This is a genomic window from Pseudomonas sp. NFACC41-3 (assembly GCF_900109505.1).
GTDB lineage: Bacteria > Pseudomonadota > Gammaproteobacteria > Pseudomonadales > Pseudomonadaceae > Aquipseudomonas > Aquipseudomonas chlororaphis.
This window is the reverse complement of record NZ_FOAE01000007.1, coordinates 211,002-227,201: the sequence shown is the minus strand read 5'-3', so window position 1 is coordinate 227,201 and position 16,200 is coordinate 211,002. Positions and strand designations below refer to the sequence as shown.

The window sequence follows — 16,200 nt, the reverse complement described above, 5'->3', positions numbered from 1 at the left end:
TCGGCCTATCGCAGCCTGCGGCAGCGGCTACAGGGGCGTTCGCTCTATCTAGTAGGCATAACGCAGCATGGCGTGGGGCAGATGTCTGACGGCTTCGAAGCCGAACAGCGCCATCAGCGCCGGCAATACCAGCCACCAGATCTTGGCCGGCATGGGCTCCAGTGGTGTCTGGCGCTGGGCGAACCACAGGCTGGCGGCGCACCCGCAGGCGGCAAGCATGGCGCCGGCAAGGATGTCTGAGGGCCAATGCGCGCCCAGGTAAATCCGCGACAAGGCAATCGCCGCCGCCGGCAGGCAGCCCAGCAGCAGCCAGGTCAGGCGCATGCGCGGCGGCTGGCCGCGACCGGCAAGTATCGCCAGGGTCAGGAACAGGGCGAACGAACCGGAGCTGTGGCCGCTGGGCATGCTGTAGCTGGTCAGTGGGTCGGTCAGGACTTCCGGGCGTACCCGGGCGAAGAACAGCTTGGTGCCGGTGTTGGCCAATGCGGTGCCCAGCAGCGTGGTGCCCGCGAAAATCGCCTGCCGCCATTGCCGGGCAATCAGCAACAGCAGAGTGATCAGGGCGCTGGCGAACAGCATGGTGCGGAATTCGCCGAACTGGGTGAGCACCACCATCACCTCGTCCATTGCCGGGCTGCGGTGCTCCTGGACGAGCGCCATCAGGCCCTGGTCGAAATGGTTCAAGTAGGGGTAACCGATGAACAGCCCCGCCAGGATCGCCAGGCTGAGGCCGGCCACCAGCGGGCTGGCCTTGCGATGGCGGCGCACGGTGCTGTTGATGCTCAGGCCCAGCAGCACGGCGATGCTGGCGGCGACTATTCCCGCCTGCGGCCAGAAACCTTCAGGCAAGGGCAGGCGGATCGCCGCGCCCGTGGCCCAGCCCGGCAGCAGGTAGGCCACGGTCCAGCCGGCCGCGGCCAGCAGGCTGACGGCGAAAAAGCGCGGGAACGACATGTCGAACATCCCGGCGACCATCGGCAGCATGGGCCGCAAGGGACCGATAAAGCGCCCGACCAACAGGCTGGCGATGCCATACCGCTGGAAATAGGCTTCGGCGCCGTTGATCCATTCCGGGTGATGCCGCAGGCCCGGCAGGCGGCGGATATTCTGGTGAAAACGCCGGCCCAGCAGATAAGACACTACGTCCCCGAGCAAGCCGCCAAAGAACCCCAGCGCCAGGGTTTCACCCAGGGACAGTGCGCCGCTGCCAGCCATCACGGCAATGGCGAACAGCAGCACGGTGCCGGGTACGATCAGGCCGGCAATCGCCAGGCATTCGACGCAGGCGACGATGAACACGGCTGCCGCCAGCCATTGGGGGTTCATCGTCAGCCAGCCGGTTATTCCATCGAGCCATTGGCCCATAGGTTTTCAACTCCGGTTATTCGGTGGTTCAACTGTAGAAACGGGCTTGCTCGCGATTAGGCCATCCGCGGGCACGCCGGCTCCTGCGAAAGGGATCAATCGAGCAACAGATAGTCGCGACCTTCGACCTGCCCGCGACGTAGCGGGTTCCGGGTGCAGTAGGGGGCGTAGGCGGCATCGACAAAGCGGTACATCAAGTGTTCGTCGCGGCCGTGGGGAATGCCCAGGCGAGTGGTCTGGATGATGCTGGCGACGGGCGTGCCGACATCCTCGACGAACAGCACTTCATGGTCGAAGCGCTTGGCATCCCATACCGGGACTTTCAGGCCCAGCGCCTTGCACAGCAGGGTCTGGCCGGCGCAGAGCTTTTGCGAGGGGCGCGGCCGACCGCTGGCATCGGGATTGTTCAGCAGCATCTGCGCCAGGCTGGCAGGACCTGAGACTTCGTCGACCCAAGGGTAGGCCGACTTGATCAGCACCGCGTTACCTGGCCCCTGGGCGCTGAAGTTCAGCGAATCGCCGCCACGGGCGTAGTACATATAGATGTGGCCACCGTCCAGAAACAAAGCCTTACGCTTTTCTGTGTAGCCGAGGGAGGCATGGCTGCCTTTTTCCTCGCAGTAATAGGCTTCTGTTTCGATAATGCGCGCCGACAACCACAGATCGCCGACCCGATGGCGGATGATTTTGCCAAGCAGTTCACGGGCCAGGACCTGGGCATCACGATCGAAAAAGCGGTCGGGCAGGGCCTTGGGCAGCGTCGGGGTGGACAGAATGGACATGGTGGCCAGGAGCGATGACGGGAATTGGTTCGGAATGATATCAATTCCAGGCTTAATTCAGGCTGAACGAGAGGTATTTGCCGTCCATTTCGACCATCCGCCCGTGACCGCTGTCCGTGGACCGGCGCGACAGCTATAATCAGCCGCTTTCCTCTTTGCCAAGACCACAGCAGACCATGACTGAGTCCGTTCTTGACTACATGACCCGTTTGGGTCGCGCTGCCCGCGAAGCTTCGCGGGTAATCGCCCGTGCCACCACTGCGCAGAAAAACCGCGCATTGCTGGCGGCTGCCGATGCATTGGACGCTGCTCGCCCCGAGCTGAGCGCGGCCAATGAGCAGGACCTGGCCAACGGCCGGGCCAATGGTCTGGAACCGGCATTGCTCGATCGTCTGGCGCTGACTCCGGTGCGTATCGACGAAATGATCGAAGGCCTGCGTCAGGTGGCCAAGCTGCCTGACCCCATCGGTGAAATCCGCGATATGCGCTACCTGCCTTCGGGCATCCAGGTCGGCAAGATGCGCGTGCCCCTGGGCGTGATCGGCATCATCTACGAGTCGCGTCCCAACGTGACCATCGACGCCGCCAGCCTGTGCCTGAAGTCCGGTAACGCGACCATCTTGCGGGGCGGCTCCGAGGCGATCAATTCCAACCGCGCCATTGCCACCTGCATCCAGCAAGGGCTGGCGGTGGCCGGCCTGCCGGCGCAAGTGGTGCAGGTGGTGGAAACCACCGACCGCGCGGCCGTTGGCGCGCTGATCACCATGCCCGAGTTCGTCGACGTGATCGTGCCGCGTGGCGGCAAGAGCCTGATCGAGCGGGTCAGCCGCGACGCCAAGGTGCCGGTGATCAAGCATCTGGACGGCGTCTGCCATGTGTTCATCGACGTGGCGGCCGACCTGGACAAGGCGATTCGCATCGCCGACAACGCCAAGACCCAGCGCTACGCACCCTGCAATACCATGGAGACCCTGCTGGTCCACGCCGGTATTGCCGAGCGCGTACTGCCGCCGTTGGCGGCGATCTATCGCGACAAGCAGGTCGAGCTGCGCGGTTGCCCGCGTACCCGTGCCTTGCTGGGCGACGATGTGATCGAAGCCACCGAAGAAGACTGGAGTACCGAGTACACCGCGCCGATCCTGTCGATCCTGGTGGTCGACAGCCTGGACGCGGCCATCGAGCACATCAACATCTACGGTTCGCACCACACCGACGCCATTGTCACCGAGAACTTCACCGACGCCCGGCGTTTCCTCAACGAGGTGGATTCCAGCTCGGTGATGGTCAATGCCTCGACCCGGTTTGCCGACGGTTTTGAATATGGCCTGGGCGCGGAGATCGGTATTTCCACCGACAAGCTGCACGCCCGTGGTCCGGTCGGCCTGGAAGGGCTGACCAGCGAGAAATATGTCGTCTTCGGCGACGGCCATGTGCGCACTTGATGAGCAAACGTATCGGTCTGCTGGGCGGTACCTTCGACCCCGTGCACATCGGTCACCTGCGCAGTGCGCTGGAGGTGGCCGATTCGCTGGGGCTCGATGAGCTGCGCCTGACCCCCAGTGCGCGGCCGCCGCATCGCGATGCACCGCAGGTGTCGGCGCTGGACCGTCTGGCGATGGTCGAGTGCGCGGTGGCGGGCGTTTCACCCCTGGTGGTGGACGACCGTGAGCTGAAACGGGACAAGCCGTCCTACACCCTAGACACCCTGGAACAGATGCGGGCCGAGATGGCCGCGGATGACCAGTTGTTCCTGTTGCTGGGCTGGGACGCTTTTTGCGGCCTGCCTACCTGGCATCGCTGGGAAGAGTTGCTCCAGCATTGCCACATCCTGGTGCTGCAACGCCCGGATGCCGACAGCGAGCCGCCGGATGCGTTGCGCAACCTGCTGGCGGCGCGCTCGGTGAGCGATCCCCTGGCCCTGCAAGGGCCCGGAGGACACATTGCATTCGTCTGGCAGACACCGCTCGCGGTGTCCGCCACCCAGATCCGTCAACTGCTGGCCAGCGGTAAGTCGGTACGTTTCCTGGTGCCTGATGCGGTCCTGGCCTATATCGATGCACACGGTCTTTACCGTGGGCCGAACTGAAGGCGCGCTGCCGGCTGATGCCGTGCAACGCGCCATACATACGAGCTGAACGAGTTTTATATGACTAACCAAGTAATGAAAGGCGAAGATCTGGTCAAGGTGGCAGTCGCCGCGCTGGAAGACGTCAAGGCCCAGGACGTCCTGGTGATCGATGTTCGCGAAAAGCAGAGCATCACCGACTACATGATCATCGCCACCGGTACTTCCAACCGCCAGATCGGCGCGATGCTGGAAAAGGTCCGCGAGATGGTCAAGGCCCAGGGCGTCAAGCCGCTGGGTGAAGAAGGCAAGGGCGACAGCGACTGGGTGCTGCTGGACCTGGACGACGTGATCGTGCACATGATGACCGCCTCCGCGCGCCAGTTCTACGACCTGGAACGTCTGTGGCAGGGCGCCGAGCAGAGCCGTGCGGCCGATGGCAAGCACCACAGCCCGGAGCACACCCATGAGCACTTCACCAAGCTCAACAAAGACCAGCAATAAGGGACGGCTGTGCGCCTGCGTCTGATCGCTGTCGGTTCACGCATGCCCAAGTGGGTGGAAGAGGGTTGGCACGAGTATGCCAAGCGTCTGCCGTCCGAACTGGCGCTGGAACTGGTGGAAATACCGCTCAATACCCGTGGCAAGAACGCCGATGTGGCTCGTTTCATCCGTCAGGAGGGCGAAGCCATGCTGGCCAAGGTCGGCCCGAACGAGCGGATCGTCACCCTCGAGGTCCACGGCAAGCCCTGGAGCACCGAGCAACTGGCGGTGGAGCTGGATCGCTGGCGCCTCGACTCGCGCACCGTGAACTTCATGGTCGGCGGCCCCGAGGGGCTGGCGCCGGAAGTCTGTGCGCGGGCAGATCAGCGCTGGTCGCTGTCGCCGCTGACCTTGCCACACCCGCTGGTACGGATCCTGATTGGTGAACAGCTGTATCGCGCCTGGACAGTCCTGTCCGGGCACCCTTACCACAAATAGCCCGCGCCCCTAATGTCCCAGCCGATCCGTATCAAGGACCACGAAAAAGACGCCCGTCTGGTGCGTGGCCGGGTCGTGTTCGGGGCTATTGCCGTGGTCTGCCTGATCGGGGTGCTGATCGCGCGGCTGTATTACCTGCAGGTGATCCAGTACGACTATCACTCGACCCTGTCGGAAAACAACCGGGTTCACGTCCAGCCGATTCCGCCGACCCGCGGCCTGATCTTCGACCGTAATGGCGTGGTGGTGGCCGACAACCGGCCGAGCTTCAGCCTGAGCATGACCCGCGAGCGTTCCGGTGACTGGCGCCAGGTGCTCGATGTCATTGTCGAGGTGCTGGAACTGACGCCGGAAGACCGGGCGCTGTTCGAGAAGCGCATGAAGCAGGGGCGTCGGCCGTTCGAGCCGGTGCCGATCCTGTTCGAGCTCAACGAAGAGCAGATCGCCCGGATCGCGGTCAACCAGTTCCGTCTGCCTGGGGTGGAAGTGGTGGCGCAGTTGGTCCGTCATTACCCCCAGGGCGCGCACTTCGCGCACTCGGTGGGCTACATGGGGCGGATCAACGAGAAAGAGCTGAAGACCCTGGACCCGGTGAACTACAGCGGCACCCACCACATCGGCAAGACCGGTATCGAGCGCTTCTACGAGCCCGAGCTGCACGGCCAGGTGGGTTACGAAGAGGTCGAGACCAATGCTCGCGGCCGCGTGTTGCGGGTGCTCAAGCGTACCGACCCGATTCCCGGCAAGGACATTGTCCTGAGCCTGGACATCAAGCTGCAGGAAGCCGCGGAGGCAGCATTGGGCGGCCGGCGTGGCGCGGTGGTCGCGCTGGACCCCCGCACCGGGGAAGTGCTGGCCATGGTCAGCCAGCCGAGCTTCGACCCGAACCTGTTCGTCACCGGCATCAGCTTCAAGGCCTATGCCGAGCTGCGCGATTCCATCGACCGTCCACTGTTCAACCGGGTGCTGCGCGGCCTGTATCCGCCGGGCTCGACCATCAAGCCGGCGGTGGCGATCGCCGGTCTCGATTCCGGGGTGGTGACGGCCTCCACGCGGGTCTATGACCCGGGCTACTACCAACTGCCCAACTACGATCACAAGTACCGTAACTGGAACCGCAGCGGTGACGGTTACGTCGACCTCGACACCGCGATCATGCGGTCCAACGACACCTACTTCTATGACCTGGCCCACAAGCTGGGGATCGATCGGTTGTCGGCCTACATGAACAAGTTCGGGATCGGCCAGAAGGTCTCGCTGGACATGTTCGAGGAGTCGCCGGGCCTGATGCCGTCGCGGGAATGGAAACGCGCCACCCGTCGCCAGGCTTGGTTCCCGGGCGAGACGCTGATTCTCGGGATTGGCCAGGGTTACATGCAGTCCACTCCGTTGCAGCTGGCCCAGGCCACGGCATTGGTGGCGAACAAGGGCAAATGGAACCGTCCGCACCTGGCCAAGACTATCGAGGGCGAAAAGCCGGTGGATGAGAACCCGATGCCGGACATCATCCTGCGCGATCCGTCGGACTGGACGAAGGTCAATCACGGCATGCAGCAGGTGATGCACGGCGCCCGCGGTACGGCGCGCAAGGCGGCCATTGGCTCGCAATACCGGATCGCCGGCAAGAGTGGTACGGCCCAGGTGGTCGCGATCAAGCAGGGCGAGAAGTACGACCGCTCCAAGGTCCAGGAGCGCCATCGCGACCACGCCCTGTTCGTCGGCTTCGCGCCGGCGGAAAACCCGAAAATCGTGGTCTCGGTCATGGTCGAGAACGGCGAGTCCGGTTCCGGCGTGGCGGCTCCGGTGGTGCGCCAGGTGATGGACGCCTGGCTCCTCGGCCCCGATGGCCTGCTCAAGCCTGAGTTTGCCGGCCCTATCAGTGCGGAGGCTACGACCCGTGAAGAGTAATTTCGATCGCATCCTGTCCAGCGAGGATGTGATGCGTCGCCGGGCGACGCTGCTGCAGCGCATGCACATCGACGGCCCATTGCTGATCCTGCTGCTGACCCTGGCGGCCGGCAGCCTGTTCGTCCTGTATTCGGCCAGCGGCAAGAGCTGGGACCTGCTGGGCAAGCAGGCGACGTCGTTCGGCATCGGCCTGGTGTCGATGATCGTCATTGCCCAGCTCGAGCCCCGGTTCATGGCGCGCTGGGTGCCGCTGGCCTATGTGTTCGGCGTGATACTGCTGGTGGTGGTGGATGTCATGGGCCACAACGCCATGGGCGCCACCCGCTGGATCAACATCCCCGGGGTGATTCGCTTCCAGCCCTCGGAATTCATGAAGATCATCATGCCGGCGACCATCGCCTGGTACCTGGCCAAGCGCACCTTGCCGCCGCAGCTCAAGCATGTGGGTATCAGCCTGGTCCTGATCGGTATTCCGTTCATTCTGATCGTGCGCCAGCCGGACCTCGGGACCTCGCTGCTGATTCTCGCCGGTGGCGCCTTCGTGCTGTTCATGGGCGGGCTGCGCTGGCGCTGGATCCTCAGCGTGCTGGCCGCCGCGGTACCAGTGGCGATCGCCATGTGGTTCTTCATCATGCACGACTACCAGAAGCAACGGATCCTGACCTTCCTCGACCCGGAAAGCGATCCATTGGGCACTGGCTGGAACATCATTCAGTCCAAGGCGGCCATTGGCTCCGGCGGCGTCTTCGGCAAGGGCTGGCTGCTCGGCACTCAGTCCCACCTGGACTTTTTGCCCGAGAGCCACACCGACTTTATTATCGCGGTCATGGGCGAAGAGTTCGGCCTGGTGGGCATTTGCGCCCTGCTGCTGATCTATCTGCTGCTGATCGGTCGGGGGCTGGTGATCACCGCCCAGGCGCAGACGCTGTTCGGCAAATTGCTCGCCGGCGCCCTGACCATGACGTTTTTTGTTTACGTTTTCGTCAACATCGGTATGGTCAGTGGCCTGTTGCCGGTCGTGGGGGTGCCGTTGCCGTTCATTAGCTACGGAGGAACTTCGCTGGTGACGCTGCTGTCAGCGTTTGGGGTTTTGATGTCGATCCATACCCATCGTAAGTGGATCGCGCAGGTTTGAATAAGGTGAAGAATTCAATGCAAGTAATGCGTGGCTGGACTGCTCGGTATGCACCGTGGGTCGGTCTGGTAGGCATCCTTGGTGCGGCGCAGGAAGCGCTGGCCGGCGGCGAATATGAAGGTTCCCCTCAAGTAGCCGAATTCGTGGGCGAAATGACTCGCGACTATGGTTTCGCGGGCGAACAGTTGATGGGCGTGTTTCGCGAGGCCGAGCGCAAGCAGTCGATCCTCGACGCCATTTCCCGGCCCGCCGAGCGGGTCAAGCAGTGGAAAGAATACCGGCCGATGTTCATCACCGACGCGCGCATCGCCCGCGGTGTGGACTTCTGGCGCCAGCACGAAGCGGTACTGGCCCGTGCCGAGCAGGAATACGGCGTGCCGGCCCAGGTGATCGTGTCGATCATCGGCGTCGAAACCTTCTTCGGGCGCAACACCGGCAATTATCGGGTGATCGATGCACTGTCGACTTTGGGCTTCGATTACCCGCCACGTGCCGAGTTCTTCCGCAAGGAGTTGCGCGAATTCCTGCTGCTGGCCCGTGAAGAACAGGTCGACCCGCTGACCCTGAAAGGCTCCTACGCGGGTGCCATGGGGTTGCCGCAGTTCATGCCGAGCAGTTTTCGCGCCTATGCTGTGGACTTCGACGGTGATGGCCACATCAATATTTGGACCAATCCGGACGACGCCATCGGCAGCGTCGCCAGTTATTTCAAGCGTCACGGCTGGGAAGCCGGGCAGCCGGTGGTCAGCCGGGCCGAAGTGCGTGGCGATCAGGTCGACGAAGGTTTGACCACCGGTATCGAGCCGACGAAAACCGTCGGGGAGTTGCGGGCGCTGGGCTGGTCGAGTCATGATGCGCTGCGCGATGATATGCCGGTCACGGCTTTCCGCCTGGAAGGTGACAATGGCCCCGAGTACTGGATGGGCCTGAAGAATTTCTACGCGATCACGCGTTATAACCGCAGCGTGATGTACGCCATGGCCGTACATCAGCTCTCTGAACAGCTGGTCCAAGCACGGGGCGTCAAGTAATGCTGGCATCGCCAAACCGCAAACCCCTGAAGCTGGTGGCTCTTGCCGCGTTGTCCTTGCTGGTGGTCAGTTGTTCGTCAACCCAGGCGCCGAAACAGAAAGGCCCGACGACAGCCGTACGTTCGACGCCGGGCCTGGACATCAACCGCGCCCACAAAGACGGCGCGCCCTGGTGGGACGTCGATGTATCGCGCATCCCCGACGCCACGCCGACCCTGCACACCGGCCCGTACAAGGCCAACCCTTATACGGTGCTGGGCAAGACCTATTTCCCGATGGCCGAATCCAAGCGTTATGTCGCTTCGGGTACGGCTTCCTGGTACGGCACCAAGTTCCACGGGCAGAACACCGCCAATGGCGAGGTGTATGACCTGTATGGCATGAGTGCCGCACACAAGACCCTGCCATTGCCGAGTTATGTCCGGGTGACCAACCTGGATAACCACAAAAGCGTGATCCTGCGGGTCAATGACCGTGGGCCGTTCTATTCGGACCGGATCATCGATTTGTCCTACGCCGCGGCCAAGAAGCTCGGTTATGCCGAGATCGGCACCGCCCGGGTCAAGGTCGAGGGTATCGACCCGCAGGAATGGTGGGCCCAGCGCGGTCGGCCGGCACCCTTGATGCTCAATGAGCCGAAAGCCGCGCCAGTGATGACGGCGTCCACGGGGACCGTCGAGCAATGGACGCCACCTGCACAGCAGCACGCCGCGGCCGTTGTGCCGGTGCAACTGGATGCAAAAAAAAACGCTTCTGCGCAAGCCTCTGGCCAGTATCTGCAGGTGGGCGCCTTCGCCAACCCGGACGCTGCCGAGCTCCTGCGCTCGAAGCTGAGCGGGATGGTGAGCGCTCCGGTGTTCATCAGTTCGATCGTGCGCAATCAACAGACCCTGCACCGGGTGCGCCTGGGGCCGATCGGCTCGCCGGGTGAGATCCAGCAAGTGCAGAACAGTGTCCGGCTGGCCAATCTGGGGCAGCCGAGCCTGGTAACCGCCGAGTAATAGGATTCTGATTCATGGTTCACCTGCGGTATTTGGGGGGTGAGCCCAGGTTGTTGGCTCGTCGTACAACAAAAGCCCGGCAAGGGTCAGTGAGTGAACAACTGAACACGCGACAGCCCTTTAGAAGGCTGTCTGAATAGTTTTGTCCGCGAGGACAAGTTTCCATTAGCAATTTCGAGAGACGGATGAACATCACCACCTTTGCCAAACGCCTGTGTCTGCTTGTCCCGCTGATCATCACGCCTGCCGCCTGGGCGGTAGAAGTGATGCCGTCGCCACCGCAGCTGGCCGCCAAGTCCTATGTGCTCATGGATGCCAGCAGCGGTAACGTGCTGGTGGAGAACAACGGTGACCAGCGCCTGCCGCCAGCCAGCCTGACCAAGCTGATGACGGCCTACATCGCGACCCTGGAAATCCGTCGCGGCCAGATCGGCGAGAACGACCCGGTGACCGTCAGCGAGAACGCCTGGCGTACCGGTGGTTCGCGGATGTTCATCAAGGTCGGCTCGCAGGTCACTGTCAGCGACCTGTTGCACGGCATCATCATTCAGTCGGGTAACGACGCCAGCGTCGCGGTTGCCGAGCACATCGCCGGCAGCGAAGACGCCTTTGCCGACATGATGAACAAGACCGCCGGCGACCTGGGCATGAGCAACAGCCACTTCATGAACCCGACCGGCCTGCCGAACCCCGAGCACTACTCGTCGGCGCATGACATGGCGGTACTGGCTCGCGCCATCATTCACGAAGACCCGGCTCACTACGCGATCTACTCGCAGAAAGAGTTCTTCTGGAACGGCATCAAGCAACCTAACCGCAACCTGTTGCTGTGGCGCGACAAGACCGTCGACGGCCTGAAAACCGGTCACACCGACGAAGCCGGCTACTGCATGGTGTCCTCGGCCGTGCGTGACGGCATGCGCCTGATCGCCGTGGTGTTCGGTACCAACAGCGAGCAGGCTCGCGCGGCCGAAACCCAGAAGCTGCTGACCTACGGTTTCCGCTTCTTCGAAACCCAGACCTTCTACCAGAAGGGCACCGAGCTGGCTCAGGCCCCTGTCTGGAAAGGCACCACCTCCCAGATCAAGGCCGGCCTGGCCCAGGACCTGACCATGACCATGCCCAAAGGCCAGCTGAAGAAGCTCGCTGCCAGCATGACCATGAATCCACAATTGATCGCACCTATCGCCAAGGGCGACGTGATCGGTAAAGTCGAAGTGAAACTGGACGACAAGGTGGTGCACAGCGCCGATCTGATCGCTCTGGACGCGGTCGACGAAGGTGGTATCTTCCGCCGCATGTGGGATAGCATCCGTCTATTCTTCTACGGCTTGTTCAACTGATATTGTCGACCCGCGCGGCCCTCGCTCTGAAATAGAGCGGGGGCCGCGTCCGTCGCCACGGCTTACGAGGCCGTTACGCCATGACAGACACCGAAGTAAAGGCGCCAAAGATCGAATTCCCCTGCGCGGATTACCCGATTAAGGTGATCGGCGATACCGGCGTGGGTTTCAAGGACAAGATCATCGCGATCCTTGAAAAACACGCGACCGTTGACCACAAGACCCTGGCCGAGCGCCAGAGCACCAACGGCAAGTACACGACCATCCAGTTGCACATCGTCGCCACCGGTCAAGAACAGCTGTATGACATCAACAGCGAACTGCGGGCCACCGGCTTCGTGCACATGGTGCTGTGATGCCTCAAACGCTGGGCTTTCGCGAGCTCGGCCAGATGGCCTACGAGCCGGTCTGGCAGGCCATGCAACGCTTTACCAACGAACGCGGCACCGACGCTCCCGATGAAGTCTGGTTGGTGCAGCATCCGCCGGTCTTTACCCAGGGCCAGGCGGGCAAGGCCGAACACCTGTTGCTTCCCGGGGATATCCCGGTGGTGCAGGTCGACCGGGGTGGCCAGGTGACCTATCACGGTCCTGGCCAACTGGTGGCTTATCTGCTGCTGGACGTGCGCCGTCTGGGTTTTGGCGTGCGCGACCTGGTCAGCCGGATGGAGCAGTGCCTGGTCGAGCTGCTGGCCAGCTACGGCGTGGCCGCGGCAGCCAAGCCGGATGCCCCCGGCGTTTACGTCGATGGCGCGAAAATCGCCTCCCTGGGCCTGCGGATCCGCCATGGTTGTTCCTTTCATGGCCTGGCCTTGAACGTGGACATGGATCTGCAGCCGTTTCGACGGATTAACCCCTGTGGCTATGCCGGGCTGGCAATGACCCAGCTGAGCGACCACACAGGACCGATTGAATTTGCCGAGGTAAGTGCCCGGCTGCGTGCGCAGCTCGTCAAACACCTCGACTATGCTGAGCAGACGACCCTAACGGGCGGAATCGACTGATATGACTACTGCGCAAGACGCTGTGCAAACCCTGATCCCGACGCTGGATGTTTCCGAGCGCCCGGCCCGTGCGAAAGTTGAAACCGGCGTTAAATTGCGCGGTGCCGAGAAAGTCGCGCGCATCCCGGTGAAGATCATCCCGACCACCGAACTGCCGAAGAAACCGGACTGGATTCGCGTGCGTATTCCGGTTTCCCCGGAAGTCGACCGGATCAAGCAATTGCTGCGCAAGCACAAATTGCACAGCGTCTGCGAAGAAGCGTCCTGCCCGAACCTGGGCGAGTGCTTCTCCGGCGGTACCGCGACCTTCATGATCATGGGCGACATCTGCACCCGTCGCTGCCCGTTCTGCGACGTCGGTCACGGCCGTCCGAAGCCTCTGGACGTCGATGAGCCGATGAACCTGGCGGTGGCCATCGCCGACCTGCGCCTGAAGTACGTGGTGATCACCTCGGTCGACCGCGATGACCTGCGCGACGGCGGTGCCCAGCACTTTGCCGACTGCATCCGCGAAATCCGCAAGCTGTCGCCGAACGTGCAACTGGAAACCCTGGTCCCGGACTACCGTGGCCGCATGGACGTAGCGCTGGAAATCACCGCGGCCGAGCCGCCGGATGTGTTCAACCACAACCTGGAAACCGTGCCGCGCCTGTACAAGGCCGCGCGCCCGGGTTCGGACTACCAGTGGTCGCTGACCCTGCTGCAGAAGTTCAAGCAACTGGTGCCGCACGTACCGACCAAGTCCGGCCTGATGCTGGGCCTGGGCGAGACCGACGACGAAGTCATCGAGGTCATGAAGCGCATGCGCGAGCATGACATCGACATGCTGACCCTCGGCCAGTACCTGCAACCGTCCCGCAGCCACTTGCCGGTGCAGCGTTTCGTGCACCCGGACACCTTCGCCTGGTTCGCCGAGGAAGGTTACAAGATGGGCTTCAAGAACGTCGCCTCGGGCCCGCTGGTACGTTCCTCGTACCACGCCGACGAGCAGGCGAAGCTGGCCAAAGAAGGCCTGGTCTCCTGATGTAATACGCCCGCAAGGTCTTTTCCTTGCGGGCGTCATCTTCCGTTACGCCTGCGTCTCCCTCCCTTCATAGACTTTTCCTGCAAGCGCCGTGGCGTTTCGGCACTTCTGTTTGCCCGCTTTCATGTCTACTGTGCACTAGAGAATCCACACAGGGAGAACCACTGGATGACCCTCCAACCGACTGATGTCCTTTGTGCGCAACGGCCAGTGCCGGCGCTGCCTTCGCAAGGGCTGATCGGCTTGATTGCGCCCGCCGGGCCCGCAGCCCTGGATACCGAGCAAGCCGCCCGCTGGATGCGCGCTCGAGGTTATTCACTGCGGATTTATCCTGGGGTCCAACAGAAGGACGGCTATCTGGCCGGTAGCGACGAGGTCCGCCTGAACGACCTGCACGCCGCTTTTGCCGATGATGATGTCGATACCATCCTGTGCCTGCGGGGCGGCTATGGCAGCCCACGCTTGCTCGACCGGATCGATTACGACCTGCTACGCCGCCATGCCAAGCCGTTTGTCGGCTACAGCGACATCACCGCGCTGCATCTGGCGATCAATCGTCATGCGGGTTTCGTGACCTTTCACGGGCCGATGCTCAATGCCGACTTGTTGGGGGACAAACAGCCACCTACCGAGTCCTCGCTGTTCAGCCTGCTCCGGGGGCAGTTGAAGGCTGGCAGCCTGCTGCCGCATCCGGCGGCTTATCCCTTGACCACCGTCGAGCCTGGCATCGCCTGCGGCCAGTTGCTGGGGGGCAACCTGTCGTTGATCGCCGCGACCATGGGCACGCCATACGAGATCAATGGCGACGGCATCATTCTGTTTATCGAAGACATCAACGAGCCGCTGTACCGGATCGACCGTCTGCTGACGCATCTGCGTCTGGCTGGCAAGCTCGACAGGCTTCGCGGGGTGCTGGTGGGAGATGTGGCGGGAGTAGAGCCCCAGGCGCTTGCCGGACTGCTCAAGCAGACCTTCGAACCCCTGTGCATCCCGGTGTTGGCGGGATGGCGCAGTGGCCACTGCGATCCGAACCTGACCCTGCCGCTGGGGGCGATGGTCAGGCTGGATGCGGGGGAGAAGCAGTTGATCCTGGAACAGGACGTGGTATTCGGCTGATCAGCCCGTGCTCGCTGCCCTTGTGGGAGCGAGCTTGCTCAACTATGGCGCCCCTATGATTCAGCGCGCAGGCCTGGCTCAACGCGAGCGCAGGCTCTCCAGCAGCTTGTGGGTCGGATAGCCGTCGGCAGGCCAGCCCAGCGATTGTTGGGCGCTGCGAATCGCTTTGCGGGTATTGGCGCCGATAATGCCGTCCGGGTTGCCGGCATCGTAATTGTTGGCACTGAGCAGGTTCTGCAGTTCGATGCGCTCGGAGCGGCTGAGGGGCATGTCGTCCTTCGGCCAGACGCCGTTGATCAGACCTGAACCGTTGAAGCGTTGTGACAGCAGGTTCACCGCCAGGGCATAGGACGAGGAGTTGTTGTACTTCAGAACGGCGCGGAAGTTGTCGAGGATCAGGAATGCCGGCCCGCGATAACCCGCCGGCAACAGCAAGGCCGCCGAAAGCTGTTCGGCGCCGGCCGGAACACTGGCACCGTTGGGCAACTGCATGCCCAGGCGCAGCCATTCGGCTACCGGTTTGCGGATCGCGCCATCCGCCAGCGCATAGTCGAAGCCGTTCGCCAGCTGCACTTCGAAACCCCATGGCTGGCCCTTCTGCCAGCCGGAGCTTTGCAGATAGTGCGCGGTCGAGGCCAGGGCGTCGGCCGGGCTGTTCCAGATGTCGCGGCGGCCATCGCCGTCGAAGTCCACGGCATGGGTGTTGTAGGTGGTCGGGATGAACTGGGTCTGCCCCATCGCGCCGGCCCAGGAGCCGAGCATCTTCTCGGGCTGGATGTCGCCGTGCTGGAGAATCTGCAGGGCGGCCAGCAGCTGGCTGTTGGCAAAGGCCGGACGGCGACCTTCGTAGGCCAGGGTCGCGAGGGAGCGGATGACCGATTTGTTGCCCTGGAACTCACCGAAGTTGCTTTCCATACCCCAGACCGCCACCAGGGCCTGGCGATCGACGCCATAACGCTGTTCGATCTGCTGCAGGATGTCGGCGTACTGATTGAGCAGTGCCTGGCCCTTGCGCACGCGCAGCGGCGACAGGGCTCCGTCCAGGTATTCCCACACCGGCCGGGTGAATTCCGGCTGGCTGCGGTCGGCCTTGATCACACCCATGTCGGGGGTGATACCGGCGAATGCACGGTCGAAAAGATCGGCACGGATCCCGGCGTTCAGGGCTTCGACACGAAAGCCTGCCTGCCATTGGGCAAAGGTCTGGGTTGGCTGGATGTCCAGGTTGTCGACGGCCAGCGGAGCGACGGTTGCAGGCGCGGCGAGAGGGGCGGCTTGAATGCTTTGGAGTGGCTGGGCATCGGCGGCGGTGGGTTTTTCCGCGCAGGCGACGAGCAGGGCAAGGCTGGAGGCAGCGATCAGTTGGCGCAGGTGCCAACGACGGGAAAGACAAAAGGGCATGCACAGGTCCAGAGAATACGAATCAGATACAGACCTTATCATGCC

Annotated in this window: 15 protein-coding genes and 1 pseudogene; 13 read left to right on the top strand and 3 right to left on the bottom strand. The window is 62.8% G+C overall.

Annotated elements, in window-relative coordinates:
• Positions 1 to 48: 48 nt before the first annotated feature.
• Positions 49 to 1,365 carry a bifunctional DedA family/phosphatase PAP2 family protein gene (locus BMY68_RS28805; RefSeq protein ID WP_085534526.1) on the bottom strand — a complete coding sequence of 439 codons (1,317 nt, stop codon included), beginning with the start codon at positions 1,363 to 1,365 and terminating at the stop codon, positions 49 to 51.
• A 95-nt stretch (positions 1,366 to 1,460) separates the two neighbouring features.
• Positions 1,461 to 2,147 (bottom strand): DNA-3-methyladenine glycosylase, encoded by a 687-nt coding sequence (locus tag BMY68_RS28800; RefSeq protein ID WP_007927114.1) that lies wholly within the window; start codon positions 2,145 to 2,147, stop codon positions 1,461 to 1,463.
• A 176-nt stretch (positions 2,148 to 2,323) separates the two neighbouring features.
• On the opposite strand from BMY68_RS28800, the gene BMY68_RS28795 reads away from it, so the two are divergent.
• The 13 genes and pseudogenes from BMY68_RS28795 to BMY68_RS28735 all read left to right on the top strand — a co-directional run bounded on the left by BMY68_RS28795 (position 2,324) and on the right by BMY68_RS28735 (position 14,754).
• Positions 2,324 to 3,589, top strand: a complete 1,266-nt coding sequence (locus tag BMY68_RS28795) for a glutamate-5-semialdehyde dehydrogenase (RefSeq protein WP_053262799.1) — start codon at positions 2,324 to 2,326, stop codon at positions 3,587 to 3,589.
• Complete coding sequence (gene nadD, locus BMY68_RS28790) at positions 3,589 to 4,233, top strand: nicotinate-nucleotide adenylyltransferase (protein WP_007927112.1); 645 nt, start codon at positions 3,589 to 3,591, stop codon at positions 4,231 to 4,233. Before BMY68_RS28795 ends, nadD begins: the two co-directional genes overlap by 1 nt.
• Before the next feature lie 75 nt (positions 4,234 to 4,308).
• Positions 4,309 to 4,716: pseudogene (rsfS, locus tag BMY68_RS28785) on the top strand (ribosome silencing factor); the annotation flags it as partial.
• Between the two features lie 9 nt (positions 4,717 to 4,725).
• A complete protein-coding gene (gene rlmH, locus BMY68_RS28780; protein ID WP_003185785.1) occupies positions 4,726 to 5,193 on the top strand; it encodes a 23S rRNA (pseudouridine(1915)-N(3))-methyltransferase RlmH in 468 nt (155 codons plus the stop codon).
• Positions 5,194 to 5,205: 12 nt separating this feature from the next.
• A complete protein-coding gene (gene mrdA / locus BMY68_RS28775) occupies positions 5,206 to 7,101 on the top strand; it encodes a penicillin-binding protein 2 (protein WP_085534528.1) in 1,896 nt (631 codons plus the stop codon).
• Between the two features lie 31 nt (positions 7,102 to 7,132).
• Positions 7,133 to 8,236, top strand: a complete 1,104-nt coding sequence (gene rodA, locus BMY68_RS28770) for a rod shape-determining protein RodA (RefSeq protein ID WP_051003959.1) — start codon at positions 7,133 to 7,135, stop codon at positions 8,234 to 8,236.
• Positions 8,237 to 8,253: 17 nt separating this feature from the next.
• On the top strand, positions 8,254 to 9,267 hold the full coding sequence (gene mltB, locus BMY68_RS28765) for a lytic murein transglycosylase B (protein ID WP_009045789.1): 1,014 nt from the start codon (positions 8,254 to 8,256) through the stop codon (positions 9,265 to 9,267).
• Positions 9,267 to 10,268: a septal ring lytic transglycosylase RlpA family protein gene (locus BMY68_RS28760; protein WP_007927105.1), complete on the top strand. Its 1,002-nt coding sequence runs from the start codon at positions 9,267 to 9,269 to the stop codon at positions 10,266 to 10,268. Before mltB ends, BMY68_RS28760 begins: the two co-directional genes overlap by 1 nt.
• A gap of 185 nt (positions 10,269 to 10,453) precedes the next feature.
• Positions 10,454 to 11,611: a D-alanyl-D-alanine carboxypeptidase family protein gene (locus BMY68_RS28755; RefSeq protein WP_007927104.1), complete on the top strand. Its 1,158-nt coding sequence runs from the start codon at positions 10,454 to 10,456 to the stop codon at positions 11,609 to 11,611.
• Positions 11,612 to 11,691: 80 nt separating this feature from the next.
• On the top strand, positions 11,692 to 11,967 hold the full coding sequence (locus BMY68_RS28750) for a DUF493 domain-containing protein (protein WP_007927103.1): 276 nt from the start codon (positions 11,692 to 11,694) through the stop codon (positions 11,965 to 11,967).
• Complete coding sequence (gene lipB / locus BMY68_RS28745) at positions 11,967 to 12,614, top strand: lipoyl(octanoyl) transferase LipB (protein WP_025807692.1); 648 nt, start codon at positions 11,967 to 11,969, stop codon at positions 12,612 to 12,614. Before BMY68_RS28750 ends, lipB begins: the two co-directional genes overlap by 1 nt.
• A 1-nt stretch (position 12,615) precedes the next feature.
• The gene (lipA, locus tag BMY68_RS28740; RefSeq protein WP_007927101.1) at positions 12,616 to 13,638 is read left to right on the top strand and encodes a lipoyl synthase; all 1,023 of its coding nucleotides are present in this window, start codon (positions 12,616 to 12,618) and stop codon (positions 13,636 to 13,638) included.
• A gap of 168 nt (positions 13,639 to 13,806) precedes the next feature.
• Entirely contained in the window at positions 13,807 to 14,754 is a 948-nt protein-coding gene (locus tag BMY68_RS28735) for a S66 peptidase family protein (RefSeq protein WP_085534530.1), read from the top strand.
• A 78-nt stretch (positions 14,755 to 14,832) separates the two neighbouring features.
• Here BMY68_RS28735 and BMY68_RS28730 read toward each other — a convergent pair whose 3' ends face one another.
• Positions 14,833 to 16,155, bottom strand: a complete 1,323-nt coding sequence (locus BMY68_RS28730) for a lytic murein transglycosylase (protein WP_009045786.1) — start codon at positions 16,153 to 16,155, stop codon at positions 14,833 to 14,835.
• Between the last annotated feature and the right edge of the window lie 45 nt (positions 16,156 to 16,200).

Coding starts and splice junctions, on each gene's coding strand:
- BMY68_RS28805 (WP_085534526.1), bottom strand. CDS start 1,365: ATGGGCCAATGGCTCGATGGAATAACCGGCTGGCTGACGATGAACCCC.
- BMY68_RS28800 (WP_007927114.1), bottom strand. CDS start 2,147: ATGTCCATTCTGTCCACCCCGACGCTGCCCAAGGCCCTGCCCGACCGC.
- BMY68_RS28795 (WP_053262799.1), top strand. CDS start 2,324: ATGACTGAGTCCGTTCTTGACTACATGACCCGTTTGGGTCGCGCTGCC.
- nadD (WP_007927112.1), top strand. CDS start 3,589: ATGAGCAAACGTATCGGTCTGCTGGGCGGTACCTTCGACCCCGTGCAC.
- mrdA (WP_085534528.1), top strand. CDS start 5,206: ATGTCCCAGCCGATCCGTATCAAGGACCACGAAAAAGACGCCCGTCTG.
- rodA (WP_051003959.1), top strand. CDS start 7,133: ATGCGTCGCCGGGCGACGCTGCTGCAGCGCATGCACATCGACGGCCCA.
- mltB (WP_009045789.1), top strand. CDS start 8,254: ATGCAAGTAATGCGTGGCTGGACTGCTCGGTATGCACCGTGGGTCGGT.
- BMY68_RS28760 (WP_007927105.1), top strand. CDS start 9,267: ATGCTGGCATCGCCAAACCGCAAACCCCTGAAGCTGGTGGCTCTTGCC.
- BMY68_RS28755 (WP_007927104.1), top strand. CDS start 10,454: ATGAACATCACCACCTTTGCCAAACGCCTGTGTCTGCTTGTCCCGCTG.
- BMY68_RS28750 (WP_007927103.1), top strand. CDS start 11,692: ATGACAGACACCGAAGTAAAGGCGCCAAAGATCGAATTCCCCTGCGCG.
- lipB (WP_025807692.1), top strand. CDS start 11,967: ATGCCTCAAACGCTGGGCTTTCGCGAGCTCGGCCAGATGGCCTACGAG.
- lipA (WP_007927101.1), top strand. CDS start 12,616: ATGACTACTGCGCAAGACGCTGTGCAAACCCTGATCCCGACGCTGGAT.
- BMY68_RS28735 (WP_085534530.1), top strand. CDS start 13,807: ATGACCCTCCAACCGACTGATGTCCTTTGTGCGCAACGGCCAGTGCCG.
- BMY68_RS28730 (WP_009045786.1), bottom strand. CDS start 16,155: ATGCCCTTTTGTCTTTCCCGTCGTTGGCACCTGCGCCAACTGATCGCT.